The sequence below is a fragment of the Sulfitobacter albidus genome, from assembly GCF_018200035.1.
Classification (GTDB): domain Bacteria; phylum Pseudomonadota; class Alphaproteobacteria; order Rhodobacterales; family Rhodobacteraceae; genus Sulfitobacter; species Sulfitobacter albidus.
The window spans coordinates 854,488-879,927 of the sequence record NZ_CP073581.1; the positions used below are offsets into that span (position 1 = coordinate 854,488).

The window sequence follows — 25,440 nt, forward strand, 5'->3', positions numbered from 1 at the left end:
TTTTCAAGGTTTTTCTCTTGCTGCTCGCCTTCGCGGTGCAGCCCGCCGCAGCACAGGAAGAGGGCGAGGGCTTCCTCACCCGCCAGATCCAGAACGTGCTGAGCGGCGCGGGCCGCGATGTGGATATCGTGGGCTTTCGCGGGGCGCTCAGCTCCAGCGCATCCTTTGACCGGATGACCATCGCGGACGACGAGGGCATCTGGCTCACGCTCGAAGACGTCGTGCTTGACTGGAACCGCTCGGCGCTGCTGCGCGGGCGGCTCGAGGTCGAAGAGCTCAGCGCCGCGCTGATTGATCTGGCACGCCTGCCCAACGGCGACCCCGACGCGCTGCCCTCCGCCGAGGCGCAGCCGTTTACCTTTCCCACGCTGCCCGATCTGCCGGTCTCCATCGACATCGAACAGCTGAACGCCAATGAAATCAGCCTTGGCGAAAGCATTCTGGGCCAGGCCGTGAGCCTCAGCCTTGAGGCGCGCGCGCAGCTCAACGACACCGGGCTGGACGCGAAATTCACCGCCAGCCGCATCGACGGCGCGCGCGGGGTGTTCGATATCACCGCCGTGCTGGGCCGCGACAACGTGCTGGATCTGGCGATCACCGCGCAAGAGGCCGAGGACGGTATCGCCGCCACCCTGATGAACATCCCCGGCACGCCCTCGGTGGATCTGACGCTCACCGCCGCGGGACCGCTCAGCGATCTGCCGATCACCCTGCAACTGGACACCGACGGTGAGGAACGCCTCGCCGGTGAGATAAATCTGGCCGAGGAAGGCGACGCCGCCGATCCCGACCGCCGCATCACCGCCGACATCGGCGGCGATCTGACGGCAATCATCCTGCCCGAATACCGCGATTTCTTTGGCCGCGACGTATCGCTGCGCGCCGACGCGCTGATCGGCGCGGACGGGTCCATCGCGGTTTCGGATCTGGCGCTGCTGGCGGCGGCGGTGGATCTGACGGGCGATCTGGCGCTGGCCCCCGACGGCTGGCCGCAACGCATCGACCTTGAGGGCACCGTGGCGCGCGCCGACGGTGAACCGGTTCTGCTGCCGGGTGGCAACGGCGACGTGACTGTGGGGCGCATCGCCCTCGACGTGGATTACGACGTGGCCAATGGCGAGGCCTATCAGGCCGTGTTCGACATCGCCAATCTCGTCACGGCGCAGGCGCAGGCCGATCAGGTTACCTTGCGCTCGACCGGGACGCTCAGCGGTGCCAACGGCGGCATCGGCCAGCTGCGCGGCGCGGTGAATTTTGCGACACAGGCGCTTGCGCTGGCCGATCCCGCGCTGGCCGAGGCGATCGGCCCCGAGATCTCGGGTCGCGCGGATATCAACTACCTCACCGATCAGCCGATGCGCATCTCGGGCCTCGATCTTGAGGGCAGCGATTACGGGCTGACCGGCGATCTGTCGATCGACAACCTGACCTCCGGCGTGGACATCACGCTTGATGCGGGCCTCACCGCCTCCGATCTCAGCCGCTTTTCCGCACTCGCCGGGCGCGAGCTGGCGGGCGCCGCGGCCCTGCAACTGGCCGGTGAGATCGGCGCGCTGTCGGGCACCTTCGATCTGACCGCGCAAGGCACGACCGAAGATATCATCACCGGCATCGCACAGGCCGACGCGCTGCTCGAAGGACGCACCGATCTCAACCTGCGCGCCATCCGCAACGTCAACGGCACTTTCCTGCGCGATCTTGAGCTCAACAACCCCGCATTGCTTTTCATCGGCAGTGCGGAGCTTGCCACCGACAACAGCCGTGTCGACGCCGATCTGACGCTGCGCGACATCTCCACCGTGCTGCCCCAGTACGAAGGGCCGGTCACGCTCACCGGATCGGCCACGCAGGACGCGATCGGCTGGCGCGTGGATGTGGACGCCGACGGCCCCTATGACGCGCAGATCCGCGTTGACGGTCTGGCCACCGGACCGGACGCCGATATTGATTTCTCCGCCCGCGTGCCGCGCATCAGCGATTTTGCCGAGGGGATCGAGGGCGCGCTCAGCGCCAACGGCTCCCTGCGCCAGACGCCCGAAGGCTACCTGCTGCAAACCGACGCCTCCGGCCCCTATGACGCCAATGCGACGATCAACGGGCTGATTACCCCCGCCGTCAACGTGGCATTCGATCTCTCGCTGCCCGAACTTTCCGCCGTGACGCCGCAGGTCAGCGGCCCGCTGCGCGCCACGGGTCGCCTGCGCCAGACCGCCGACGGGTTCGAGATCGACACCGACGCCTCCGGCCCCTACGACGCGGATCTGAGCGTCACCGGCACGCTCACGCCCGCGCTCGACATCGGGTTCGACGTCTCGCTGCCGCAGGTCGCGGCGGTGGCACCGCAGGTGAACGGGCCGCTGAACGCCACGGGTCGTCTGCGCCAGACGGACGACGGCTTTGAAATCGATACCGAAGCGTCCGGCCCCTACAACTCCGATCTGAGCGTGCAGGGCGCGCTGACCCCGGCGGTGGACATCGCGTTTGACCTTGCCGTGCCCAATCTCGCGCCGCTGGTGCCGCAGGCGCGCGGACCGCTCAACGCAACAGGCCGCGTGCGCCAGACCGAGCGTGGCTTTTTCGTGGATACCGACGCGCGTGGCCCCGCCGGATCGCGCGCGCTGGTCGAAGGGCTGGCCACCGGGCCCGACATGTCGCTGACGTTCGACGTGAACGCCCCCAATGTCGCGGCCTTTGCGCCGGGCATCAACGGGGCGCTGGCCGCCACCGGTTCCGTGCAGCAGACCGAGGCGGGCCTGCGCGTCAACACCAACGCCACCGGCCCCTATTCCAGCCGCGCGCGCGTCGAAGGGGTGGTGACAGGCCCGCAGGCGGCGGTCGATTTCAGCTTTGCCATGCCGGATATCGGACGGCTGGTCGATCAGATCAACGGCCCGCTCAGCGTCGATGGCTCCGCCAACAAGGTCAGCACCGGCTGGCGCCTCGATACCGATGTGGCCGGGCCTGCGGGCACGCGGGCCAGCGTTGCGGGCACCGTGGCCGATAGCGGCACGCTCAATCTTGATGTCGCCGGACAGGCGCCGCTGGGCCTCACGCAGCCATTTCTTGAGCCGCGCGTGCTGCAGGGCATCGCGCAATTCGATCTGGCGGTGAACGGGCCGCCGGCGCTCAGCTCTGTGACCGGCACCATCCGAACGGGCAACGCCAGCTTTACCGCGCCCAACCTGCGGCTGGGGCTGGAAGGCATCAGCGCCGATATCCGCCTCGCCAACAGCCGCGCAGCACTCGATGTGCGCGCGGCAGCGACGGGCGGTGGCGGGTTGACGGCCACGGGCGGGATCGGTCTGGGCGGCGGCCTTCCCGCCGATCTGGCCATCGCGCTGCAGGGCGTTGTCGTGCAGGATCCGCGCCTTTACCGCACCACCATCGACGGCAATGTGAACATCAACGGCCCGCTCGCCGGCGGCGCGCGCATCGCGGGCGATCTCAATGTGGGCGAAACGGTTGTGACCGTGCCCTCGACGGGCCTGACCAGCATCGGGGACATTCCACCGATTACCCACATCGGCGCCCCCGCCGACAACCGCGCCACGCGTGACCGTGCGGGCCTGCTGGAGGAGGGGGCGGCAAGCGATCCCACCGCCTCCGGCGGCGGTTCGGGCGGCTATCCGCTCGCGATCGACATCAACGCGCCGGGCCGCATCTTTGTGCGCGGGCGCGGCCTCGATGCGGAGCTTGGCGGCTCCCTGCGCCTCACGGGCACCACGAACAACATCATCTCGGCGGGCCGGTTCGAGCTTCAGCGCGGGCGCCTCGACATCCTCGGCAAACGGTTTGACCTCGAAGAAGGCTCCGCCACCTTCCAGGGCGATTTTGTGCCCTACATCCGCTTTGTCACCACCACCTCGACCGAAAGCGGCACGGTGAGCGTCATCGTCGAAGGGCCGGCGGATTCGCCCGATGTGACCTTCTCCTCCAATCCCGAAGCGCCCCAGGACGAGGTGCTGGCCCAGCTTCTCTTCGGGCGCAACATCTCCGAGATTTCGGCGTTTCAGGCGCTGCAACTGGCCAATGCCGTGGCCACGCTCGCCGGGCGCGGCGGCAACGGCGTGGTGGGCAACCTGCGCGACCAGTTCGGCCTTGATGATCTGGACGTGACCACCACCGACGACGGAGAAACGGCGCTGCGCATCGGCAAATACCTCACCGATAACGTCTATACGGATGTGACGGCGGCCTCCGACGGTACGGCCGATGTCTCGCTCAACCTCGACATCACGCCCAACCTCAAGGGCAAGGCGACGCTGGGGTCGGACGGGAATTCATCGCTCGGGATCTTCTTTGAGCGGGACTATTGATCCGGGTCGAACCGGCCGAACCGACCCTTTTTGAACAGCAGCCCGTCGCGGTCGCCCGATTGCAGGGCGGCCTGCGTGATCTGGCCAAGGATGATCGAATGATCGCCCGCCGGATGCACCGCGTAGCGCGCGCAGTGAAACGTGGCGTTGCACCCGGTGAGCGTGGGCGTGTCGGCGGGGCCGGGGGCCCAGTCGATCCCGCTAAAATCATGCCCCTGCCGGGCAAAATGCTGCGCCAGATCCCCCTGATCGTCGCGCAGCACGTGGATGCAGAACGCCGCCGCCTGCGCAAACGCATCGTGGCGCGCCGAGGAGCGCGCCGCCGACCACAAGACCAACGGCGGGTCGAGCGAGACGGAAGAAAACGAATTCGCGGTCATCCCCAGCGGCCCCGCATCGGTCTGCGCCGTTATCACGCAGACGCCCGTGCCGAATTGCCCGAAGGCCCGGCGCAGGGTGTCGGTGTTGGTCGCATCGGGGGTGATGATGTGCATGGGCGCTGTCATGCCCCACGCGGTGCCACGCAGGGCCGGGTTTGTCCAGTGCGCGCGGGGCCGCAGCCGCGCGAAACGGGCCGGCGCGCGGGGCGCCGGCCCGATTGCCTAGCGGTTCATCCGGTTCTCGATCAGATCATCGACGACCGACGGATCCGCCAGTGTCGAGGTATCGCCCAACGCGCCATAGTCGTTCTCGGCGATCTTGCGCAGGATGCGCCGCATGATCTTGCCCGAGCGTGTCTTGGGCAGGCCCGGCGCCCATTGGATCAGGTCCGGCTTGGCAATCGGCCCAATCTCCGAGCGGACCCAGGTTTCCAGCTCCTTGCGCAGCGCGTCCGATGGCGCCTCGCCGCCCATCAGCGTGACGTAGCAATAGATGCCTTGCCCCTTGATGTCGTGCGGGTAGCCGACGACGGCGCTTTCCGCGACCTTGGGGTGCGCGACCAGCGCGCTTTCGACCTCCGCCGTGCCCATGCGGTGACCCGAGACGTTGATCACATCGTCCACGCGGCCGGTGATCCAATAATCGCCATCCGCGTCCCGCTTCGCCCCGTCGCCGGTAAAGTAATATCCGGGGTAGTCGCTGAAATACGTCTTCTCGAACCGTTCGTGATCACCCCAGACGGTGCGCATCTGCCCCGGCCAGCTGTCAGCGATGCACAGCACGCCCTCGGCGGGGTTTTCGGTGATGACCTCCGCCGTGGTCGGCTCCAGGATCACGGGCTGCACGCCGAAAAACGGCTTCATCGCCGATCCGGGCTTCATCGCGTGCGCGCCGGGCAGGGGGGTCATCAGATGCCCGCCAGTCTCGGTCTGCCACCAGGTGTCGACGATGGGGCAGCGCCCGCCGCCCACGACCTCGTTGTACCAATTCCACGCCTCGGGGTTGATCGGCTCGCCCACGGTGCCGAGGATGCGCAGATCGCTCAGATCACATTTGGTGACGAAATCATTGCCTTGTCCCATCAGCGCGCGCAGCGCGGTGGGGGCTGTGTAGAACTGATTGACCTTGTGCTTTTCGCAGACCTGCCAGAACCGGCTCGCGTCGGGGTAGGTCGGCACGCCCTCGAACATCAGCGTCGTCGCGCCATTGGCGAGCGGGCCGTACACGATATAGCTGTGCCCGGTGACCCAGCCGACATCCGCCGTGCACCAGTAGATATCGCCATCCTTGTAATCGAACGTCGTCTCATGGGTCAGCGCGGCATAGACAAGATAGCCGCCGGTGGTGTGCACCACGCCCTTTGGCATGCCGGTCGAGCCTGAAGTATAGAGGATGAACAGCGGGTCTTCGGCGTCCATCACCGCAGGTTCGCAGGTGTCCGATGCTTCCTTGGCCAGCGCGGTATAATCCACGTCGCGCGCGTCATCCCACGCCACATCGCCGCCGGTGCGCCGCACGGTCAGGCATTTCACGGACGCGTCGCAGTTTGCCAGCGCCTTATCGGCATTCGCCTTAAGCGGCGTGTTGCGCCCGCCGCGGGGCGCTTCATCGGCGGTGATGACCACCTTTGCGTCCGATCCCTGCACCCGCGCGGCCAAGGCATCGGGCGAGAAACCGGCAAAGACGATCGAATGAATGGCGCCGATGCGCGCGCAGGCCAGCATGGCATAGGCGGCCTCGGGGATCATCGGCAGATAGATGATGACCCGGTCGCCCTTGCCCACGCCCAGATCGCGCAGGATATTGGCCATCTTGCAGGTGCCCGCGTGCAAATCGCGGTAGCTGATGTGCTGGGCGGCCTCATCGGGGCTGTCGGGCTCCCAGATGATCGCCGTCTGATCGCCGCGCGTCTCAAGATGCCGGTCGATGCAGTTGGCCGACACGTTCAGCTGACCGTCGGCATACCAGTTGATCGACACATTCCCGAGGGTGAAATCCACGTCCTTGATCTGCGTGGGTTTCTTGATCCAGTCGATCCGCCCGGCCTGCTCGGCCCAGAACGCGTCGGCATCGTTCAGCGAGGCCGCGTACATTGCATCGTAGCGGCTCGCGTCCACGTGGGCACATGCGGCCATATCATCACTGGGCGGGTATGTTTTTGCCGTCTCGGCCATGGGATCTCCTCCGTCGTTGTCTGCGCCATGCGGCGTCGTATTGCGGCACAGCCTAGGGCGGCTGCGGGGCGAAGGGAACGGGCCTGCGCGGCCCTCCCGGCCTTTGTGTAAAGTTTTTTCCGCCAAACGGTAAAGGGTGTAAATCCGACCTTTGGCGCAGGCGCGCGGCCACGATTCCGCACCGCCTGTGCGGAAATTCGGACAGGGGCTGCCGCAGGTGTCGGCGGCGGTACGCGGCGGTTTCCGCGCAAGCGACTGTTAACGCGTCCAAAATCAACGGTTTCGAGATTTCCGGTGGAAATGCTTGAAACTCGGCACGTGAGCCGCTTTGCTCACGCTCATTCCGCAAAAGCGGAGCGGCCCGCCTGACGGGCCCCAAAAACACTACGGGAGAGAGAAATGAACAAGTTTATCGTGGGTGCCGTTGCCAGCACCGTGTCCTTTGCTTTCGCCGCCGAGGCGATGGCCACCGAATGGAATGTCTCCGTCTGGGGCAAGCGCCGTGCGTTTACCGAGCACGTCGAAAAAATCGCCGAGCTGGTGTCTGAAAAGACGAACGGCGAATTCACCATGAACGTCAGCTACGGCGGCCTCAGCAAGAACCGCGAAAACCTCGATGGCATTTCCATCGGCGCGTTCGAGATGGCGCAGTTCTGCGCGGGCTACCACCGCGACAAGAACCGCGTGATCACCGTGCTTGAGCTGCCCTTCCTCGGCGTCGAGAACCTTGAACAGGAAGTGGCCGTGTCCAAGGCCGTCTATGCCCACCCCGCCGCGACCGATGAAATGGCGCAGTGGAACGCCAAGCTGCTGATGACCTCGCCGATGCCGCAGTACAACCTCGTCGGCACCGGCGAGCCGCGCGATGAGCTGGCCGAATTCGACGGTATGCGTGTCCGTGCGACCGGTGGTCTGGGTCAGGCGTTTGAAGCCGTCGGCGGTGTGCCCACCTCCGTAACCGCGACCGAGGCGTTTCAGGCAATGGAATCCGGCGTCGTCGACACGGTGGCCTTTGCCCAGCACGCGCATCTGTCCTTCGGCACCATCAACGAGGCCGATTGGTGGACCGCCAACCTCAACCCCGGCACGGTGAACTGCCCGGTGGTCGTCAACATCGACGCCTACGAGTCGCTCTCGGATGCGGAGCGTGAAGCGCTCGACAGCTCCGTGGACGAGGCGCTCGATCACTACCTCGCCAACTACGCCGAGCTTCTGGAGCGTTGGGACAGCGTTCTCGAAGAGAAGGGCGTGCAGAAGGTCGAAATCGCGCCCGAGGTGATCGAGGAATTCCGCGCCAAGGCGGCAACGCCGATCCGCGACGCCTGGATCGCCGACATGGAAGGGCAGGGACTGCCGGGTCAGGAACTCTACGATCTGGTCGTCAAGACCCTCGAAGAGGCGAAAGCCGGCGGCAGCTAAACCCGCCTGAAACGGTCACCGCCCGTGTGCCAGCCGGTGCACGGGCGGTGTACGTCGTGTGCACACCGTGTGACACGCTGATTTTACCGAAAAGAGGGGCCAAAGACGCCCCCGTCCGGGCCCAAGGGGAGGGAACATCATGGCAGGATCTGCCGCGGTGCTGGAGGATTCCAGCCTACTGAGCAAACTCGACCGATGGCTTCTGCCCGTCGAGCGTTTCGCGGCCCTTCTTTCGGGCCTCGCGATCTTTTCGCTGATGTTTCTGGCGGCCTATTCCGTCACGGGGCGCAAGTTTTTCGCCTCGCCGCTCGCGGGCTATGTCGACTATATCGAAGCCGCGATGCCGGTGATCGCCATCATGGGTGTCTCTTACGTGCAGCGCGACGGCAGCCACATCCGCATGGACATGCTGGTGGGCGCGCTAAAGGGCCGTATCCTTTGGCTATTCGAGCTGATCTCGGTCCTGCTGATGCTCTTGCTGATCGTCTTTCTGACCTGGGGCGCGTGGGAGCATTTTGACCGCTCGTTCGACTGCGCGCGGCCGCTGTGCTCACGTGACAGCTCCATCGACATCGGTATCCCGATCTGGCCGTCCAAGCTGGTCGTGCCCATCGCTTTCGCGGTGCTGACGTTGCGTTTGCTTTTGCAAACATGGGGATACGGGCGGGCCTTCATCCTCGGTCTGGAAAATCCTGTGGCCGTCCCCATGACACTGACGATCGCTGAACAGGCCCGTATCGAGGCCAAGGCACTGGAAGGGGCCGACTGATGGAACCCATCGAAATCGGCATCTACGTCTCAGCCGCCATGCTGGTGCTGGTGATCCTCGGCATGCGCGTGGCCTTTGCCGCGGGGCTTGCGGGCTTTGTCGGGCTGGTCTGGCTGCGCTGGAACGGGTTTGACTATGACCCCGACCGCTTTTGGAAAGCCGTTGAAATCAGCACGAAAATCGCGGGGCTCACCCCGCATTCCAAAGTCTCCGCGCAGGTGCTGAGCCTGATCCCGGTCTTCATCATGATCGGCTATCTGGCCTATTACGCCAAGCTGACGACCGCGCTGTTCGAGGCGTGCAAACGCTGGATCGCCTGGGTGCCCGGCGGCCTCGCCGTCTCGACCGTATTCGCCACGGCGGGCTTTGCCGCCGTGTCCGGCGCGAGCGTTGCCACGGCGGCGGTCTTTGCCCGCATTGCCATCCCAGAGATGCTCAAGATCGGGTACAACAAGCAATTCGCGGCCGGGGTCGTGGCCGCAGGCGGCACGCTCGCCTCGCTGATCCCGCCCTCCGCGATCCTCGTGATCTACGCCATCATCGTGGAGCAGGACGTGGGCAAGCTGCTGCTCGCGGGCTTCATCCCCGGGATGTTCTCGGCCATCGTCTATGGCTCGATGATCGTGGGCATCGCGATGATCTGGAAGAACGTGGGCCCCCCGGTCAGCGGATTCACCTGGAAAGAAAGGTTCGAAAGCCTGCCGCCCGCGCTGCCCATCGTGGCGGTGGTCGTAATCATCATCTTCTTTGTCTACAACCCCTTCGGCGATGCCTGGGGCACGCCGACCGAAGGTGGCGCGGTGGGCGCCTTCATCATCTTCCTGATGGCGCTCTATCGCGGGATGCGCTGGGCACAGCTCAAGGACGCGCTGCTCGATACTGCAAAGCTGACGGTGATGATCTTTTCGATCATCTGGGGCGTGCTGATCTACGTGCGTTTTCTGGGCTTTGCGGAGCTGCCGGACGCCTTTGCCGACTGGATCACATCGCTCGACATGGCGCCGATCGCGATCCTGATCTGCATCCTGCTGGCCTATGCCGTGCTGGGCATGTTCATGGACGCGATCGGGATGCTTTTGCTGACGCTGCCGGTGGTCTACCCGGCGGTGATGGCGCTCAACGGAGGGGAGCTGGTCTCTGCCGCCGACAGTGCCTTTGGCATGTCGGGCCCGATGTGTGCGATCTGGTTCGGGATCCTGGTGGTCAAGATGGCGGAGTTCTGTCTGATTACCCCGCCCATCGGGCTCAACTGCTTTGTCGTGGCGGGGGTGCGGGACGATCTGACCGTGCAGGACGTGTTCAAGGGGGTCACACCGTTCTTCCTCGCCGATGCGGTGACGATCGCGCTGCTGGTGGCCTTCCCCGGAATCGTGCTGTGGCTGCCGTCGCTTGCGGGTTAGGGTTCGGGCTCGTTCATCGCCGTTTCCATCCGCTGTTCCGAGCTGTCGAGGAAGTTGCCGATCAGGTGCAGCGCCTCGACATTCTCGCACACGACCTTGAACACCACGAGGAACGGCACCGCGATCAGCGCGCCCGCGATGCCCCAAAGCCAACCCCAGAACACCACTGTCAAGAAAACCGCCACGGTGTTCATGTTCAGGCGCCGTCCCACCAGCCAAGGGGTGATGAACTGCCCCTCTATCGTGGTCAGCGCCTGATAGCCTAGCGGCGCCAGCAGGGCATAACCGACCGTATCGAAGGTGATGATCGCGTAGGCGCCGACGATCACCGATCCGATCACGCCGCCGATGTAGGGCAGGAAGTTCAGCAAAAATGCCGCGATCCCAAAGATATAGGCGCCGGGCAGGCCAAGCAGATACAGAAAGCTGCCCACGCACAGGCCCAGCCCCGCGTTGATCAGCGTAATCGTCAGCAGATAGCGCGACACGCGCCGCTCCACGTCGTAAACCGCCGCCAACGCGCGTTTCTTGCCGGTGAAGGTCTGAAAGGATTGCACCAGTTTCACGTAGAACAGATTGCCCGATGCCAGCAGGAACAGCGCCAGCACCAGCATCACCGCAATCGTGCCACCGAGGGTCACGCCCGCGTTCATGGCACTGCTCAGCAGGCCGGGTTGCTCGACGACGACACGCTGTGGATCGTCCTCACCGCCCTTGCTGATCTTTTCGACCTGCTCTGTCGTTTCGCGCACGGTCTCGACAGTGTCGGCCATGCCGGCAAGGCGCGACTGGATCTGCGCCCCCATGGTCTGCAGCTCGTTCGACCAGCTGCTGATGGTATTGGCCGACAGCCCCACAAGAACGAATATCATCGCCCCCGCTGTGCCGACCAGCAGCACCGCCGACACGCCGCTGGGGATGCCCATGCGGGCCATGCCGCGCGCCACGGGGCTCAGTGTCAGGGCGAGCAGAAAGCCCAGAAGGACCGGCAGGATCAGATCCTTGGCGAAATAGGCGGTGACAAAGCAGGCGATCACGCACAGCAATTGCAGGGATCGACGGATCGAGGCGATGTTATCGGTCACGGGCGGTCCCCTTTATGGTGCATCATCACAAACGCGCGAGGCGGGTGATTGGTTCAGCCGCGATACGGGGTAAATGCATCCACGTCCAGCGCGCCCGCGCGGCGCAGCACGGCAACCCAGGCGGCGATGCCTTCGGGGATGGAGGCCGCGCGCAGAAATTCATTGGGCGCGTGGAAATCCTCGTCGGACGTGGAAAAGGAAAACATCACCGTTTCAATCCCCAGCACGTCCTTGATCATGTTCACCAGCGGCAGGGACGCGCCCATGCGCACGTGGCGCGGGCGGTGGCCATGCACAGCCTCCAGCGCGTCGCCGCAGGCGATCAGCAGCGGGTGACCCTGCGGCACGCTGGCCGCATCGGTGGCCTGGCGCACGTCAAAGACATCGAGGGTGGCGCCCGCTGGCGTGCGCGCCCGCAGATCGGCGATCACCGCGTCCTGTGCGCGGGCGGCGTCCTGACCGGGGGGAAAGCGCAGCGTGATCTTGGCGTGCGCCTCGGCGGGGGTGACGGTCTTGCCGCCCGCGCCGGTGTGGCCGCCCCACATCCCGTTGAGCTCGACCGTGGGCCGCAGCCAGAGACGTTCGAGCGTGGTGTAGCCGTCCTCCCCCTGTGGCACCGTCCCGAGCGCGTCGGCAAAGGCCCCCTCGTCAAAGGGGATATTGGCCATCTCTGCCCGTTCATCCGCGTCCGGTTCGGGCAGGCCGTCGGTGAATCCCGGGCAGGTGATGCGGCCCGCGTCATCGTGCAGCCCGGCGAGCAGACGCGCCATTTCGTGCAGCGCGTTGGGCACCGCCCCGCCGTAGCGGCCCGAGTGCAGATCCTTGGCCGCCGTGCGCAGCGTGATCTCGAACCCGCCACTGCCGCGCGAGCCGACGTTGAGCGTCAACAGATCCGCCCGCCAGCGCCCGCCGTCCGCCGACAGCATCGCGTCGGCCGACAGCAGATCGGCGTTTTCATTGAGGATCGCGGGCATGGAGGGGCTGCCGGTCTCTTCCTCGCCCTCGATCAGTAATTTGACGTTGAGGGGCAGGGTGCCGTCGACGGCTTCAAACGCCGCCAGCGCGTGCAGCGCGATCAGCAGTGGGCCCTTGTCGTCCGAGATGCCCCGCGCGTAGAGCCGACCGTCGCGTTCCGTCATCTCGAAGGGCGGGCTGTGCCACAGATCATAGGGCTCGGGCGGTTGCACGTCGTAGTGGCCGTAGACCAGCAGCGTGGGCGCGCCGGGGTGTTCCAGCCGTTCGGCATAGAGTGCCTGATGCCCGCTGTCCGCAGGGCCAAGGCGGCGTTGATTGGTAAATCCGGCCTCGGCGATCAGCCCTTCGAGAAAGCTGCGGGTGTCCTCCATCGCGCGCGCCTGCGCCGGGTCACCGCCGACGGAGGGCAGGGCGGTAAAGGCGGCAAGGCGTTCGCGGTAGCGATCCACCGTCGCCAGCGCATGGTCGGTGACACGGCAGCTCATGTGACGCCCCCGTCCACCGACAGGATCTGCCCGGTGATCCAGCTTGCCGCGTCCGAGCACAGGAAAGCGACGGCGCTGGCGATGTCCTGCGGCGTGCCAAGGCGCCTTGTGTGGATGCGCTGCACCAGTGCCGCTTGCCCCTCCGTGCCCATCGCGGCCCATTGCCGTTCGGTCGCGGGGTTGGAGAGCACGAAACCGGGGGCGACGGAATTGACGGTCACGCCCGAGGGCGCGAACTCAAAGCTCAGCTGTTTGGTCAGACCGACCAGTGCGTGTTTTGCCGCCGTATAGGCCTGAATCCCCGTCAGGCTGGGCCGCAGCCCCGCACCGGAGGAGATCGTGACGATCCGCCCCCAGCCGCGCGCGGCCATGGCGGGCGCGCAGGCTTTTGCCAGATGAAAGGCCGAATCGACATTGGCTGCAAAGATCGCGCGCCAGTCCTCGGCGCTAACCTCGGCCAGCGGTCGGCCCACCTGACCACGCACGCCGCCTGCGGCGTTGACCACCACGTCGGGTGGCGCGGGAAGGGCGGCGATCATCGCCGCCACGGCCTGCGCATCGGCAAGATCGGCGGGGGCAAAGCGCAGATCGAGGCCGGGGTCACTGCCGGGCATGTCGCTGACGGTCACGTCCATCCCCGCGGCGCTCAGATCGCGGGCGATGGCCGCGCCGATGCCCCCCACGGCGCCGGTGACAAGGGCGGTGCGGGTCATGGGGCGTTCTCCAGCAGTTTGGTCAGCTCGTGGAACGTGGCCGTGGATTGCGGCCGGCGCCCCCCTCAATGTCGTGGATCAGCTCGACCAGACGGGCGGTGAGCGGCGTGGGGATGCCGTGGCTGTGCGCGATCTTGACCACGCGGCCCACCTGCGGGTCGACCTCGGTGCGGCGCTTGCGCACCGCCAGATCGCGGTAGATGCCGGTATGGGTCTTGGCCGTCTTGGCGTTATGCGCGGCAAGGGCGGCGAGCGAGGCGGAGGCCGCTTCAGACGGCGCGCCGGGGGCAAAGGCCGCAGGGTCAAACCCGTTAAACCCCTTTGGCGTCACGCCTTCGGCGGCGGCGGTCGCCATGACTTCGCGGGCAAGCGTCATCAGCGCGGGGCCGCGCGCGGGATCGGCAAAATTCTCGGTCATGCTGTCGTGGGTGAGGGCGGTCGCAAAGAGCATCACGCCGTATCCCATCTTGCCCCAGAGATAGGCGAATATATCCTCGGTCAGCACCGCGTCAGGCTCGTAATGCTGCCAGAGCGCGTGCATCGCGCGGGTGCGGTCGCGGATCTGGCCGTCGATCTCGCCGATCACCACGGCGGCGCGGTTGCCCAGCAGGATCTCGCCCGGCCCCAGCCAATCTGCACCGTAGTTCACGAAGGCCCCCATGGTGCGTTCCGCGCCGGCACGGGCGGCGATGGTATGCGCATTGAGGCCGTTTTGCGCGGAGAGGACATATCCATCCTCGGCCAGATGCGGCAGCAGCATCTCCAGCGCGTCCTCGGTCGCCTGCGCTTTGACCGCCAGCACGATGCGGCTGTAGGTGCCGGTGAGCTGATCTGGGGTCACGCAGGGGACGACTTGGGTGAATTCCGCGACCGGGCCGGTGATGCGCAAACCGTCGGTGGCGCAGGCCCGCGCGTGATCCGCCACGATGTCGACCATCAGAACGGGCACGCCCGCGCGCGCGAGATACGCGCCAAAGACGCCGCCGATGGCGCCCGCGCCCCAGATCAGGACCGGATCGTTCATGCCCACGGCCCTTCGAGCGCGTCGCGCACTTCGGCGACGCCAGTCTCCCAGATCGCCTGCATCTCGGCGTCGGGTTTTTGCCACGCGCCGCCGAAGGAGCCATCGCCCAGCACCTCGCGCGCCGCCGCAGGGCCGCGCGCCTTCATCGCGGTCATGTCGACGGGGGGCTTTTCGCCCGCAGGCGCGGGGGCGTGGGGCAGGCGCGTCCAGGGAAAATTCTCCATCCAGTTGGCGTGGCTGCCGGATGTGTCCGTCGCCTGCACCGCCGCCCAAGTCCGGGGCGCGCTCCACCAGTTGTGGAATTTGATCGACATATCGGGGTGTTCCGCCATCAGCTCCTGGGCCAGCGCGCGTACAGGATCATTGCCGCCGTGGCCGTTGACGATCAACACACGGGTGAAGCCCGCGCGCCGCACCGAGGCGATCACGTCGCGCATCACAGCCAGCAGGGTTTCGACGCGCAGCGACACGGTGCCGGGGTAGGCGTTGAAATAGGGCGCGAGGCCGAAGGGCATGACCGGGTAGACCGGCACACCGAGCGGCTCTGCCGCCTCCACGCTCACCCGCTCGGCCAGGATCATATCGACGCAGAGCGACAGTTGCGCGTGCTGCTCGGTCGAGCCGATGGGCACGATGCAGCGTGGATCGCGGGCGGCAGCGGCTTCGACATCGCGCCAGTTCATGTCACTGATTTTCATGGGGCGTCCTTTTTGGGGGAGGGGAGATCGGCGGCCCAATCGGGCGCCTTGACCACGAGTTTCGAGAGCAGCCCGCTGAGGATCTGCCGCTCTGCCGGGTCGAGCGCGGCCAACATGCGGCTTTCCTGTCCGGCAAAGACATCGACGGTTTCATCGAACAGGGTCTGCCCCGTCGGGCTGAGGTGCAGCGCCTGACTGCGCGCGCCGATGTCGGCCTCGCCCCGCCGTTCGATAAGCCCACGCTTCTCCAGCGCCTTGATCGCGCGTGAAAGCGTATTCTTGGGAAAGCCCGACGTGCGCGAGATGTCGCGCGCCGTGCCGCCCGGCGAGAGTGCCAGCGAATAGAGGCACACGTATTCTGGGCGGCTCAGCCCGTGGGCGTCGCGGATCCAGTCATAAAGCATGCCGTTGTAGCACAGGCCCAGATAGTTCAGGCGGAACGAAATCGGGCAGGGATTGTCCCATAGTTTTGCGTCCAGCATGGCGCTGGGGCTGCCGGTGGTGTCCTGGGCCAGCGTGTCGGGAGAGGCTGCCGTCATTCTGCGCTAATCTCCTTTAGCGGGAGCGGATAATGAACAAAGTTCCAAATAGAACTTGACGGATACTGTAAACCGCAGCAGTTTTGAAAAACAAGTTCCAAATGGAACCTAAATGAAGAAACAAGAAAATACTGCACTCATCCAGAGGGAGACTACTGTGAAGACAACATTCAATCTCAAAAGGCTGATCGCGGCGGGTGCCGTGGCAGCACTGGGCGCGGGGGCTGTCTCGGCGCAGACGCTCACGATGGGCGTGCGCGGCGGGCCGGAATCGCTTGATCCGCATTTCTCGGCGCTGGGCAGCCACGCTGAAGCGGCCAAGCATATCTTTGACACGCTGGTCTGGTCCGGCACCGATCTCCAGATCGAGCCGGGTCTGGCGACCGAATGGACGCCGATTGACGAGGACACCTGGGAATTCAAGCTGCGCGAGGGCGTGAAATTCCACGACGGCAGTGATTTCACCGCCGAGGATGTGAAATTCTCGATCGAGCGGATCCCGGTCGTGACCGGCCCCACGACGACCACGATCTACGTGCGCCGTGTGAGCGAGGTCGAGATCATCGACGATTACACGCTCAACATCCACACCGACGGCCCGGCAGCGACGCTGCCGTTCGATTTCGTGCGCCTGTTCATTGTCTCTTCCGAGGCGGCCGCCGATTTCTCGACGCCAGAGACAGCCGCCGCTGGTTTCAACTCCGGCGAGGCGACCATCGGCACCGGCCCCTATAAATACGTCAGCTGGGAGCCAAAGGGTGATCTGGTGCTGGAGCGGTTCGACGACTACTGGCGCGGCATGGGCGCGTGGGAACAGGTCATCCGCAAGGAGATCCCCAACGATAGCTCACGTCTCGCGGCGCTGAAGTCGGGGCAGGTGGATCTGGTCAACTACGTCTCATCGGTCGACTATCTGGCGCTGGAGCGTGACGCGGCGGTCGATGCGATCAAGGGCGATTCCGTCTACGTGATGAACCTGCAACTCGACCAGCGCGAGGACACGCCAAAGGTCTTTGCCAACGACGGCTCGAAACTGGATGAAAACCCGCTGCGCGACCCGCTCGTGCGCGAGGCGATTGATCTGGCGATTGACCGCGAAACCATGGTCGACATCGTGCTCGAAGGTCTGGGCAAACCGGCCAACCAGATGATGCCTCCGGGCTTCTTTGGCTCGTCCGAGGATATCCCGATGCCCGAGTACAACCCCGAGCGTGCCAAGGAGCTGTTGGCCGAGGCGGGCTATCCAGACGGGTTCAAGATCGAGCTCTATTGCACCGCCGACCGCCTGCCGGGCGATGGCGCGATCTGTCAGGGTCTGGGCCAAATGTTCAGCCAGATCGGCATTACCACGGATGTGAACGCGATCAGCAAGACCGTCTATTTCCCCGCGCAGGCGCGGCTGGAATACTCGGTGTTCATGAACGGCTGGGGCACCCTCACGGGGGAGGCATCCTACACGCTGGGCAGCCTTGCACACTCCAACAACCCGGATGTCAAACTCGGCGCGTTCAACCGGATCGAGTACAAGAACGACAAGGTGGATGAGCTGATGCAGGCCGGGGCCACCATGCTGGACGCCGACGAACGCCGCGCGACCTATGAGGAAGCGATGGAGCTGACCATGGCCGACCGTGCCTATATCTCGATCGTGCAGCTGCAAACGGTCTGGGGCGCCAAGGCCGGCGCGCTGGAGTTCGATCCGCGCTTTGACGAGGACACGCTCGCGTTCTTCGTGAAGCCCGCCGAATAAGCACGCTATCGGGGCGGGCCGCAATGCTGGCCCGCCTTTCCCCCGCATATCCCCTAAAGGACGCCCCCCATGCTCGGCTTTGTGATCCAGCGGCTGTTGCAGGCCATCGCCGTGATGGCCGTGATGTCGGTGATCGTGTTTTTTGGCGTCTACGCCATCGGCAACCCGGTCGATATCGTGATCCCGCCCGACGCCACGCAGGAAATCCGGGAGGAGGCGATCCGCCGTCTGGGCCTCGACCGCCCCGTGTGGGAGCAATACGGGATCTTTGTCGTAAACTTGCTGCAGGGCGATTTCGGCCGCAGTTTCATCTATAACGAGCCGGTCCTGCAGCTGATCGGCGGGCGCCTTCCCGCCACGCTTGAGCTGGTATTGATCTCGGTCGTTTCGGCCACCGTGCTGGGCGTGAGCCTCGGGATCTACGCGGGCTACCGCCCCGACGGCTGGCTGAGCAAGACGATCATGGCCGTGTCGATCCTGGGCTTTTCGGTGCCGTCCTTCTGGGTCGGGCTGATCCTCATTCTGACCTTCGCGGTCTCGCTGGGCTGGCTGCCCGCGGGCGGGCGCGGAGAGACGGTGGAGCTTTGGGGCATCCGCTGGTCCTTCCTCACCATCGACGGGTTGAGCCACATCGTCCTGCCGGCCGTGAACCTCGCCCTGTTCAAATTCGCCATGATGATCCGCCTCGCGCGGGCCGGGACGCGGGAAATCATGCTGACCGACACGGTGAAATTCGCCCGTGCCGCGGGCATTTCCGAGCGTGTCATCCTGCGCCGGCACCTTTTGAAACTCATCTCGATCCCGATCATCACTGTCTTTGGGCTTGAACTCGGATCAACCCTCGCCTTTGCCGTGGTGACCGAGACGATTTTCAGCTGGCCGGGTGTCGGCAAGCTGATCATCGACAGCATCGCCGTGCTCGACCGGCCCGTGATGGTCGCCTATCTCATCCTGATCGCGCTTTTGTTCGTGACCATTAATTTTGTTGTGGATCTGGTCTTTGCCCTGATCGATCCGCGCCTGCGCACAAAGGCCGCCGCATGAGCACATCCACCCCCTTGGCCGTTTCTGGGCCGAATTTCGCGAAAACAAGATCGCCGTCGGCGCGCTGATCGTCTGCGGCCTGATGATCGCGCTGGCGGTGTTCGCGCCGCTGGTGTCGCCGCAGAACCCTTATGATCTGGGCAATCTGAGCCTGATGGACAGCCGCCGCCCGCCGGGCTTCGTGGGCTCGGGCGGCTATACGCATCTGCTGGGCACCGACCCGCAGGGGCGCGACCTGCTGAGCGCGATCTTCTACGGGCTGCGCATCTCGATCCAGATCGGCATCGCTGCGGGGGTCGTGGCGCTGAGCATCGGCACAGCACTTGGCATCACGGCGGCCTATTTCGGCGGGCGGATCGAGACGCTGATCATGCGCATTGTCGATCTGCAACTGAGCTTTCCCGCGATCCTGCTGGCGCTGGTGCTGGTGGCCCTTCTGGGGCAGGGCAAGGGGCAGCTCATTGGTGCGCTGGTCGCAGCGCAATACGCCTATTTCGCGCGCACCGCCTACGGCGCGGCAAAGTCCGAGCGGCGCAAGGATTACGTCGAGGCCGCCCTTGCCACCCCGCTGAAATCGCGCGTGGTGATCCTGCGCCATATCCTGCCCAACTGCATGCCGCCGCTGATCGTGGTCGCCACCGTGCAGATCGCCAATTCCATCTCGCTCGAGGCGACGCTGAGCTTTCTGGGCCTTGGCCTGCCGGTGACGGAGCCATCGCTCGGAATGCTCATTTCCAACGGCTTTCCCTACATGATGTCGGGCCGCTACTGGATCTCGATCTACCCCGGTATCGCGCTCATCATCCTGATCGTTGCCATCAACATCGTGGGCGACCAGGTGCGCGATCAGTTTAACCCGAGGTTGCGCAAATGAGTGTTCTGGCCGTCGAAAACCTGCGCACCGAGTTCTTTACCCGCGCGGGCACCCTGCGCGCGGTCAACGACGTCTCCTTCACGCTTGAGCGGGGGGAGATTCTGGGTCTCGTCGGCGAAAGCGGATCGGGCAAGACCGTGACCGGCTTTTCGCTGCTGGGTCTGGTCGACGCACCCGGACGCATTACCGGCGGGTCCGTAAAACTGGGCGGGACAGAGCTGGTGGGCATGGCGCAGGACGATCTGCGCGCGCGGCGCGGGCGCGAGATTTCGATGATCTTTCAGGATCCCATCGCCACGCTGAACCCGATGCTGAGCATCGGCCAGCAGATGCGCATGGCGCTTGAGGCGCACGAAAAACTCTCCCGCCGTGCGGCGGATGCACGCGCGGCCGAGGCGCTGGGCCGCGTGGGCATCCCGTCGCCCGCCGCGAGGCTGAAGGCCTATCCGCACCAGTTCTCGGGCGGGATGCGTCAGCGGGTGGCCATCGCCATCGCGCTGCTGCACAGCCCTTCGGTGATCGTGGCGGACGAGCCCACGACCGCGCTCGATGTTTCGATCCAGGCGCAGATCCTGCATCAGGTCAAGGAACTCGCCGCCGAAACGGGCACTGCCGTGATCTGGATCAGCCATGATCTGGCGGTTGTCTCATCGCTCGCGTCCAAGCTGTTGGTCATGTACGCGGGCAGGGTGGTCGAGCAGGGCCCGACGGCGGCCTTGCTGCGCGATCCGCGCCATCCCTATACCCGCGGGCTGATCGACAGCCTGCCGGCCTCGACCTCGCCCGGTGAGCTGTTGGCGCAGGTGCCCGGCACCACGCCCTCGTTGCTGGCACTGCCACCCGGCTGCCCCTTTGCACCGCGCTGCGCGCGCAGCGCGGATGCCTGCACCACCATGCCGGACCCCACGGAGGAGGCCGGACGCAGCTATCGTTGCCACGTGCCCGTTGGCGCGCAAGGAGCCGTCGCATGAAGGATTTTCTGAACGTCGCAGATGTCTCGCGCCGCTTTGGCCCGCAGCTGAGCCTTGGCGACCGCATCGCGGCCAAGCTGGGCGCAAATGTCGAGACACGCGTGGTGCACGCGGTCGACGGCGTCGCGCTGACGGTGCGGCAGGGCGAAACGCTGGGCCTTGTGGGGGAAAGCGGCTGTGGGAAATCCACGTTGGGCCGGGTGATGGCCGGCATCCTGCCGCCGTCGGAGGGGGATGTGACGCTGGACGGCGCACCGGTCATGCGCGGCGGGGTCAAGACGACGACGCGGGTACAGACCGTGTTTCAGGATCCCTTCGCCAGCCTCGATCCGCGCATGAAGGTCGGCGACGCGGTGGCCGAGGGGCCCATCGCGCACGGGCTGACCACCAAGGCCGAGGCCAAAACATACGTTGCCGACTGGTTCGCGCGCGTGGGGCTGGACCCCCATTGGGCCGACCGCTATCCGCACCAGTTCTCGGGCGGGCAGCGCCAGCGCCTGGCGATTGCGCGCGCGCTGGCCATGCAGCCCGATCTGCTGATCTGTGATGAGCCGGTCGCCTCGCTCGATGTCTCGATCCAGGCGCAGATCATCAACCTGTTTCTTGAATTACGCCGCGATCTGGGCCTCACCTGCGTGTTCATCAGCCATGATCTGTCGGTGGTCGAGCATGTGAGCGACCGCGTGGCCGTGATGTATCTTGGCCGCATCGTCGAGCTGGGGGAGACACAGGCCGTATTCGACAACCCCGCACACCCCTATACGCGGGCGCTTTTGGCGTCGGTGCCGAAACTGGTGCTCGACGGGGACGAGTTGGTCACGTTTCAGGCGATCGAGGGGGAGGTGCCATCGCCGCTGTCGCCTCCGCCGGGGTGCCACTACAACCCGCGATGCCCCTTGGCGGATGCGGGCTGCGCGCGCGAGGTGCCTGCATTTCGCGCGCTTGACGGCGCGCGTTCGGTCGCGTGCCACCACCCGCTCCGGGATTGAGAACAAACCCGGAATAAGCGCTTGTGCCGGAGGGAGGCTGGGGGGATGATGCACGCTCTGGATCCCTTCACCCGAGAGCCTTCGTATGTTCCGCTTTCTGCACAGCTCCGATCTGCACCTTGGCAAACCCTTTGGCGGTTTTGACGATGATGCGCGCGGGCGGTTGCGCGCGGCGCGCGAGGATGTGTTCGGCAGGCTGGCGCAGGCCGCGCGGGACGGGGGCGCAGGGGTGGTTCTGCTGGCTGGCGATACCTTCGATCAGGAAACGCCCACGCCGCGCATCCTGCGCCACGCGCGCAACGCCATGGCACAGAACGCAGACATCACATGGGTGCTGATGCCGGGCAATCACGACAGCCTCGCGGCGACGGTTCTGTGGAGCACGCTGGCGCAGGACCGTCCCGACAATCTGATCCTCGCGACCGATCCGTCGCCGATTGCCCTGGGGGCCGCCACAGTGCTGCCCGCGCCCTGCACCGTGCGCAGCCCCGGGCGCGATCTGACCGAAACCATGGATCAGCCCACGCCGGAGGGGCAGATCCGCGTCGGGCTGGGGCACGGCGGCATCACCGATTTTGCGGCCCTCGGGCAGGCGGCGCCGGAGGGGCCGCGCGGGGTGATCGCGCCCGACCGGGCGGCGCGTGCCGGATTGGATTATCTGGGCCTGGGCGATTGGCACGGGCAGATACGCATCGACGCGCGCAGCTGGTACTCCGGCACGCCCGAGCCCGACAGCTTCAAGCATGACGTGCAAGGGCAGGCGCTTCTGGTCGAGATCGCCGCACCGGGCGCCGCCCCTCGGGTCGCACCGGTGGCCACCGGCGCGCTGCATTGGCACGCCAGCCTGCTCAGCCTTACGCCGGGGGAGGATGTGCCCGCCCTGATCGAGACGATGCTGCCGCCGCGCGACCGGCGGCACGGCACGCTTTTGCGCCTGCGCGCCGAGGGACGGCTGAGCGTCGGCGAGCGGCGCGCCCTTGCCCGTGCGCTGGATGCGAGCAGCCCGGATTTTCTGTCGGCGGATGTGGACCTTGACGGGCTGACGACACTGCACAGCGATGCCGATATCGAGGCGCTGGATCCCACGGGGGGCGCGCTCCGACAGGCGGCACAAAGCCTCGGCGCGCAGGCCGTCGATCCCGATCTGTCACGCGGCGACCGTGAGGAGGCGCGCCACGCGCTTGATCTGCTGCACGCGCTGGCGGCAGAGGTGGCGCCATGAAGCTGCGCGCGATCACGCTCGAAAACGTGCGCAAATTCGCGGGCCAGCGCGCCGAGCTCAGCGGCATCGGGGATGGTATCAACCTCATCAGCGAGGCCAATGAGACCGGCAAGTCCACCTTTTTTGACGCGCTGCACGCGCTGATGTTCACCAAGTACAACGCGACCGGCAAGGAGGTGAGATCCCTGCGCCCGGCCTCGGGCGGGGCGGTCCGGGTGCGCGCGCAGATCGAACTGCCCGAGGGTCTGTTCACCTTCGAGAAAAGCTTTGCCAGCCAGCAGCGCGCGGTGGTGCGCGGCGGCGACGGGCAGGTCATCGCGCAGGATGACGAGGCGGAGCGCTGGGCCGCGCACCTGCTTGGCACCGGGATTGCGGGGCCCGCGGGGCTTTTGTGGGTGCGCCAGGGCGTGACGGGGCTTGAAACGGGCGTCAAAAGCGAAAACGCGCAGTCACACGAGACGCGCAAGACCTTGCTGTCCTCGGTGGCGGGGGAGATCGACATGGTCACTGGCGGGCGCCGCATGGACCGGGTGATTGCGTCGGCGCAGAGTGCATTCGACGCGCTGGCCACGGCAACGGGCCGCCCGCGCGCCAATGGTCCCTGGGCCGAGGCGATCACGGAGGCGGACCGTCTGGGCGCGCTGCGCGACGGTCTGGCGAGCGAGGTTGCGGGCTTGCGCGATGCGCTCGACCGGCGCACCGCGGTCGCGCGGCAGTTGGCGGACCTCAGCGATGCCGAGCGGCAGGACGCGCGGGCGCGATCCCTGGCGCAGGCCGAGGAGGCGTTCGCGCAGGCACAGGCCCATGCCGCACGCGTAGAGGCGGCGCGTAAGGATGCTACCCTTGCCGCGTTGCAAAGGGATGCGGCGCAGGGCGCGCTGGACGGGTTGCTTGAGCGCCAGCGCAGCTCCACCGAAACCGCGGCAACGCTGGACGCGGCAGAGGGGGCACAGACTGCCGCACAAGCGGTGCTGGATCAGGCGCAGGGGCGCGCCGACGCGGCACAACGACACGCGACCGAGGCGCGCCGCAGCGCGGATGCGTTGCGCGCGGCCCAGGCACGGGCGGGTCAGCACGCGCTGCACGCCGAATTGCGCAAATCGTTGGAGGGGGCGCAAGCGCGCGTCGTCGAGGCAGAAACGCAGCGTGTCGCGGCCGAGCGTGCGCGCGCGGCACTGGCCCCGATGCGCGTGACGCCGGCCGTACTGGAGGGGATCGAGCGGGCGGCGCAGGCCGCACAGCGGGTGCAGGCGGGACAGGCCGGTGCCTCTATCGTCGTGCACTACAGCGGCGCCGCCCGCATCACCCATGACGGCAACGCACTGCCCGAGGGTCGGCACGCGCTCAGCGGGCCCGTGCGGTTCGATCTGCCGGGGATCGGGACGCTTGATCTTGATCCGGGTGAGGATGAGGCGGCGCCGGATCAGGCGCGCGCGCAGAGCGCTTTCGCGGCAGCGCTGGCCGAGGCGGATATGCCTGATCTGGACACGGCGCGGGCCGCCGGGCGCACCCGCGAAGACGCCGAGCGCGCCATGGCGCTTGCGCAGGGGCGCCTGACGGTTCTCGCGCCCGACGGGCTTGATCCGCTGCGCGCTGAAGTCGCGCGGATCGAGGATGAACTGGCCCGTCTGGGCACGCCGCAGGAGGCGGATGCCGCCCCCGCCGACCCGGAGACGCTGGCACAGGCCGTGCGCGATGAAGCGCAAACAGCCGCCGATCTTGAGGAGGCCAACGCGGTATTGAACGGTGCGCGCCTGGCACACGAGCGCGCCCGGATCGGGCTGGAGGACGCGACACGCGACCACGCCGCAGCCCGTGCCGCCATCGGCGCGCAGGAAGAGGCCGCCGAGGCGGAGCGCAGCGCGAGCCGGACGCTTGCGCAGGCGCAGGCGCTCTGTGCGGAGCGGGACGGGGCGCTGGATGAGGTCATCGCGCAGGCCCCCGATCACGACACCATCGCCGCCGAGCTTGCGCGCGCGCGCGGCGCCGTCGAGGCCGCGCAGGAAGAGACGGCCCGCCTGCGGCAGGAGCGCAGCGAGTTGGACGGGCGCATCCGCAGCAAGGCCGACGACGGGCTGGAGGAGCGGCTGGAAGAGACCCGCGCCCGCGCCGAGACTGCCGAGGCGCGGGCCGCGCGTTTCGCGCGCGAGGCGGCGGCGCTGCGCCGCTTGCTCGACACGCTGGCGCAGACCCGTGGCGCCGCACAGGAGGCCTATTTCGGGCCCATTCAGGCCGAACTTGCGCCGCTGCTCGCGATCCTGCACGAGGATGCCGCGCTCAGCTTTGATCCGGCCACGCTGCTGCCCACGGGGATGCAGCGCGGTGACACGCCCGAAGCGCTCACGCAGCTGAGCGGCGGCACACAGGAGCAGATCGCCGTGCTGACGCGGCTTGCGTTCGCGCGGCTGTTCGCGCGGCAGGGCACGCCGGTGCCGGTGATCCTCGACGATGCGCTGGTCTATTCCGATGATGACCGGATCGAGCGGATGTTCACCGCGCTGCACCGCGTGGCGCTGGATCAGCAGGTGATCGTGTTTACCTGCCGTCAGCGCGCCTTTGCCGGGTTGGGCGGCGCGCGTCCACAGCTGACGGTTGCGCCGATTGACTGATAA

19 protein-coding genes are annotated in these 25,440 nt (G+C 66.3%); 11 read left to right on the plus strand and 8 right to left on the minus strand.

Features of this window, described 5'->3' with window-relative positions; genetic code table 11:
• Positions 1-17: 17 nt before the first annotated feature.
• Entirely contained in the window at positions 18-4,316 is a 4,299-nt protein-coding gene (locus KDD17_RS04120) for a translocation/assembly module TamB domain-containing protein (protein ID WP_212705408.1), read from the plus strand.
• On the opposite strand, the gene KDD17_RS04125 is transcribed toward KDD17_RS04120, so the two are convergent.
• Both KDD17_RS04125 and acs read right to left on the minus strand, forming a co-directional pair.
• Positions 4,310-4,822, minus strand: coding sequence for a flavin reductase family protein (locus tag KDD17_RS04125; RefSeq protein ID WP_212705409.1), 513 nt, complete (start codon positions 4,820-4,822; stop codon positions 4,310-4,312). The two genes, KDD17_RS04120 and KDD17_RS04125, sit on opposite strands and share 7 nt — an antisense overlap.
• Before the next feature lie 96 nt (positions 4,823-4,918).
• The gene (acs, locus tag KDD17_RS04130) at positions 4,919-6,871 is read right to left on the minus strand and encodes an acetate--CoA ligase (RefSeq protein ID WP_212705410.1); all 1,953 of its coding nucleotides are present in this window, start codon (positions 6,869-6,871) and stop codon (positions 4,919-4,921) included.
• A 399-nt stretch (positions 6,872-7,270) separates the two neighbouring features.
• On the opposite strand from acs, the gene KDD17_RS04135 reads away from it, so the two are divergent.
• The 3 genes from KDD17_RS04135 to KDD17_RS04145 all read left to right on the plus strand — a co-directional run bounded on the left by KDD17_RS04135 (position 7,271) and on the right by KDD17_RS04145 (position 10,459).
• Positions 7,271-8,290, plus strand: a complete 1,020-nt coding sequence (locus KDD17_RS04135) for a C4-dicarboxylate TRAP transporter substrate-binding protein (protein WP_212705411.1) — start codon at positions 7,271-7,273, stop codon at positions 8,288-8,290.
• A gap of 139 nt (positions 8,291-8,429) precedes the next feature.
• The gene (locus KDD17_RS04140) at positions 8,430-9,059 is read left to right on the plus strand and encodes a TRAP transporter small permease subunit (protein ID WP_212705412.1); all 630 of its coding nucleotides are present in this window, start codon (positions 8,430-8,432) and stop codon (positions 9,057-9,059) included.
• Entirely contained in the window at positions 9,059-10,459 is a 1,401-nt protein-coding gene (locus KDD17_RS04145) for a TRAP transporter large permease (RefSeq protein WP_212705413.1), read from the plus strand. Before KDD17_RS04140 ends, KDD17_RS04145 begins: the two co-directional genes overlap by 1 nt.
• On the opposite strand, the gene KDD17_RS04150 is transcribed toward KDD17_RS04145, so the two are convergent.
• The 6 genes from KDD17_RS04150 to KDD17_RS04175 are packed head-to-tail and all read right to left on the minus strand — an operon-like array spanning position 10,456 to position 15,978.
• Positions 10,456-11,544: an AI-2E family transporter gene (locus tag KDD17_RS04150; protein ID WP_254796885.1), complete on the minus strand. Its 1,089-nt coding sequence runs from the start codon at positions 11,542-11,544 to the stop codon at positions 10,456-10,458. The two genes, KDD17_RS04145 and KDD17_RS04150, sit on opposite strands and share 4 nt — an antisense overlap.
• A 53-nt stretch (positions 11,545-11,597) precedes the next feature.
• Positions 11,598-13,004, minus strand: coding sequence for a M20/M25/M40 family metallo-hydrolase (locus KDD17_RS04155; RefSeq protein WP_212705414.1), 1,407 nt, complete (start codon positions 13,002-13,004; stop codon positions 11,598-11,600).
• Positions 13,001-13,717, minus strand: coding sequence for an SDR family NAD(P)-dependent oxidoreductase (locus KDD17_RS04160; protein ID WP_212705415.1), 717 nt, complete (start codon positions 13,715-13,717; stop codon positions 13,001-13,003). Before KDD17_RS04160 ends, KDD17_RS04155 begins: the two co-directional genes overlap by 4 nt.
• A 22-nt stretch (positions 13,718-13,739) precedes the next feature.
• Positions 13,740-14,741: a ketopantoate reductase family protein gene (locus KDD17_RS04165; RefSeq protein ID WP_212705416.1), complete on the minus strand. Its 1,002-nt coding sequence runs from the start codon at positions 14,739-14,741 to the stop codon at positions 13,740-13,742.
• Positions 14,738-15,439, minus strand: a complete 702-nt coding sequence (locus tag KDD17_RS04170; RefSeq protein WP_212705417.1) for a creatininase family protein — start codon at positions 15,437-15,439, stop codon at positions 14,738-14,740. Before KDD17_RS04170 ends, KDD17_RS04165 begins: the two co-directional genes overlap by 4 nt.
• Entirely contained in the window at positions 15,436-15,978 is a 543-nt protein-coding gene (locus tag KDD17_RS04175) for a MarR family winged helix-turn-helix transcriptional regulator (protein ID WP_212705418.1), read from the minus strand. The genes KDD17_RS04170 and KDD17_RS04175 overlap by 4 nt, the downstream gene beginning before the upstream one ends.
• 157 nt (positions 15,979-16,135) lie before the next feature.
• Here KDD17_RS04175 and KDD17_RS04180 point away from each other — a divergent pair, with 157 nt between their 5' ends.
• From KDD17_RS04180 to KDD17_RS04210, 7 genes are all read left to right on the plus strand, one after another.
• A complete protein-coding gene (locus KDD17_RS04180; RefSeq protein ID WP_254796886.1) occupies positions 16,136-17,728 on the plus strand; it encodes an ABC transporter substrate-binding protein in 1,593 nt (530 codons plus the stop codon).
• Positions 17,729-17,797: 69 nt separating this feature from the next.
• Positions 17,798-18,772: an ABC transporter permease gene (locus KDD17_RS04185; protein WP_212705420.1), complete on the plus strand. Its 975-nt coding sequence runs from the start codon at positions 17,798-17,800 to the stop codon at positions 18,770-18,772.
• Between the two features lie 49 nt (positions 18,773-18,821).
• Entirely contained in the window at positions 18,822-19,646 is an 825-nt protein-coding gene (locus tag KDD17_RS04190) for an ABC transporter permease (RefSeq protein WP_254796938.1), read from the plus strand.
• Positions 19,643-20,617 carry an ABC transporter ATP-binding protein gene (locus KDD17_RS04195; RefSeq protein WP_212705421.1) on the plus strand — a complete coding sequence of 325 codons (975 nt, stop codon included), beginning with the start codon at positions 19,643-19,645 and terminating at the stop codon, positions 20,615-20,617. Before KDD17_RS04190 ends, KDD17_RS04195 begins: the two co-directional genes overlap by 4 nt.
• Positions 20,614-21,606: an ABC transporter ATP-binding protein gene (locus tag KDD17_RS04200; protein ID WP_212705422.1), complete on the plus strand. Its 993-nt coding sequence runs from the start codon at positions 20,614-20,616 to the stop codon at positions 21,604-21,606. The genes KDD17_RS04195 and KDD17_RS04200 overlap by 4 nt, the downstream gene beginning before the upstream one ends.
• A gap of 85 nt (positions 21,607-21,691) precedes the next feature.
• A complete protein-coding gene (locus KDD17_RS04205) occupies positions 21,692-22,828 on the plus strand; it encodes a metallophosphoesterase family protein (protein WP_212705423.1) in 1,137 nt (378 codons plus the stop codon).
• A complete protein-coding gene (locus KDD17_RS04210) occupies positions 22,825-25,437 on the plus strand; it encodes an AAA family ATPase (RefSeq protein ID WP_212705424.1) in 2,613 nt (870 codons plus the stop codon). Before KDD17_RS04205 ends, KDD17_RS04210 begins: the two co-directional genes overlap by 4 nt.
• Positions 25,438-25,440 lie beyond the last annotated feature (3 nt).

Coding starts and splice junctions, on each gene's coding strand:
- KDD17_RS04125 (WP_212705409.1), bottom strand. CDS start 4,822: ATGACAGCGCCCATGCACATCATCACCCCCGATGCGACCAACACCGAC.
- acs (WP_212705410.1), bottom strand. CDS start 6,871: ATGGCCGAGACGGCAAAAACATACCCGCCCAGTGATGATATGGCCGCA.
- KDD17_RS04135 (WP_212705411.1), top strand. CDS start 7,271: ATGAACAAGTTTATCGTGGGTGCCGTTGCCAGCACCGTGTCCTTTGCT.
- KDD17_RS04140 (WP_212705412.1), top strand. CDS start 8,430: ATGGCAGGATCTGCCGCGGTGCTGGAGGATTCCAGCCTACTGAGCAAA.
- KDD17_RS04145 (WP_212705413.1), top strand. CDS start 9,059: ATGGAACCCATCGAAATCGGCATCTACGTCTCAGCCGCCATGCTGGTG.
- KDD17_RS04155 (WP_212705414.1), bottom strand. CDS start 13,004: ATGAGCTGCCGTGTCACCGACCATGCGCTGGCGACGGTGGATCGCTAC.
- KDD17_RS04160 (WP_212705415.1), bottom strand. CDS start 13,717: ATGACCCGCACCGCCCTTGTCACCGGCGCCGTGGGGGGCATCGGCGCG.
- KDD17_RS04165 (WP_212705416.1), bottom strand. CDS start 14,741: ATGAACGATCCGGTCCTGATCTGGGGCGCGGGCGCCATCGGCGGCGTC.
- KDD17_RS04170 (WP_212705417.1), bottom strand. CDS start 15,439: ATGAAAATCAGTGACATGAACTGGCGCGATGTCGAAGCCGCTGCCGCC.
- KDD17_RS04175 (WP_212705418.1), bottom strand. CDS start 15,978: ATGACGGCAGCCTCTCCCGACACGCTGGCCCAGGACACCACCGGCAGC.
- KDD17_RS04185 (WP_212705420.1), top strand. CDS start 17,798: ATGCTCGGCTTTGTGATCCAGCGGCTGTTGCAGGCCATCGCCGTGATG.
- KDD17_RS04195 (WP_212705421.1), top strand. CDS start 19,643: ATGAGTGTTCTGGCCGTCGAAAACCTGCGCACCGAGTTCTTTACCCGC.
- KDD17_RS04200 (WP_212705422.1), top strand. CDS start 20,614: ATGAAGGATTTTCTGAACGTCGCAGATGTCTCGCGCCGCTTTGGCCCG.
- KDD17_RS04205 (WP_212705423.1), top strand. CDS start 21,692: ATGTTCCGCTTTCTGCACAGCTCCGATCTGCACCTTGGCAAACCCTTT.
- KDD17_RS04210 (WP_212705424.1), top strand. CDS start 22,825: ATGAAGCTGCGCGCGATCACGCTCGAAAACGTGCGCAAATTCGCGGGC.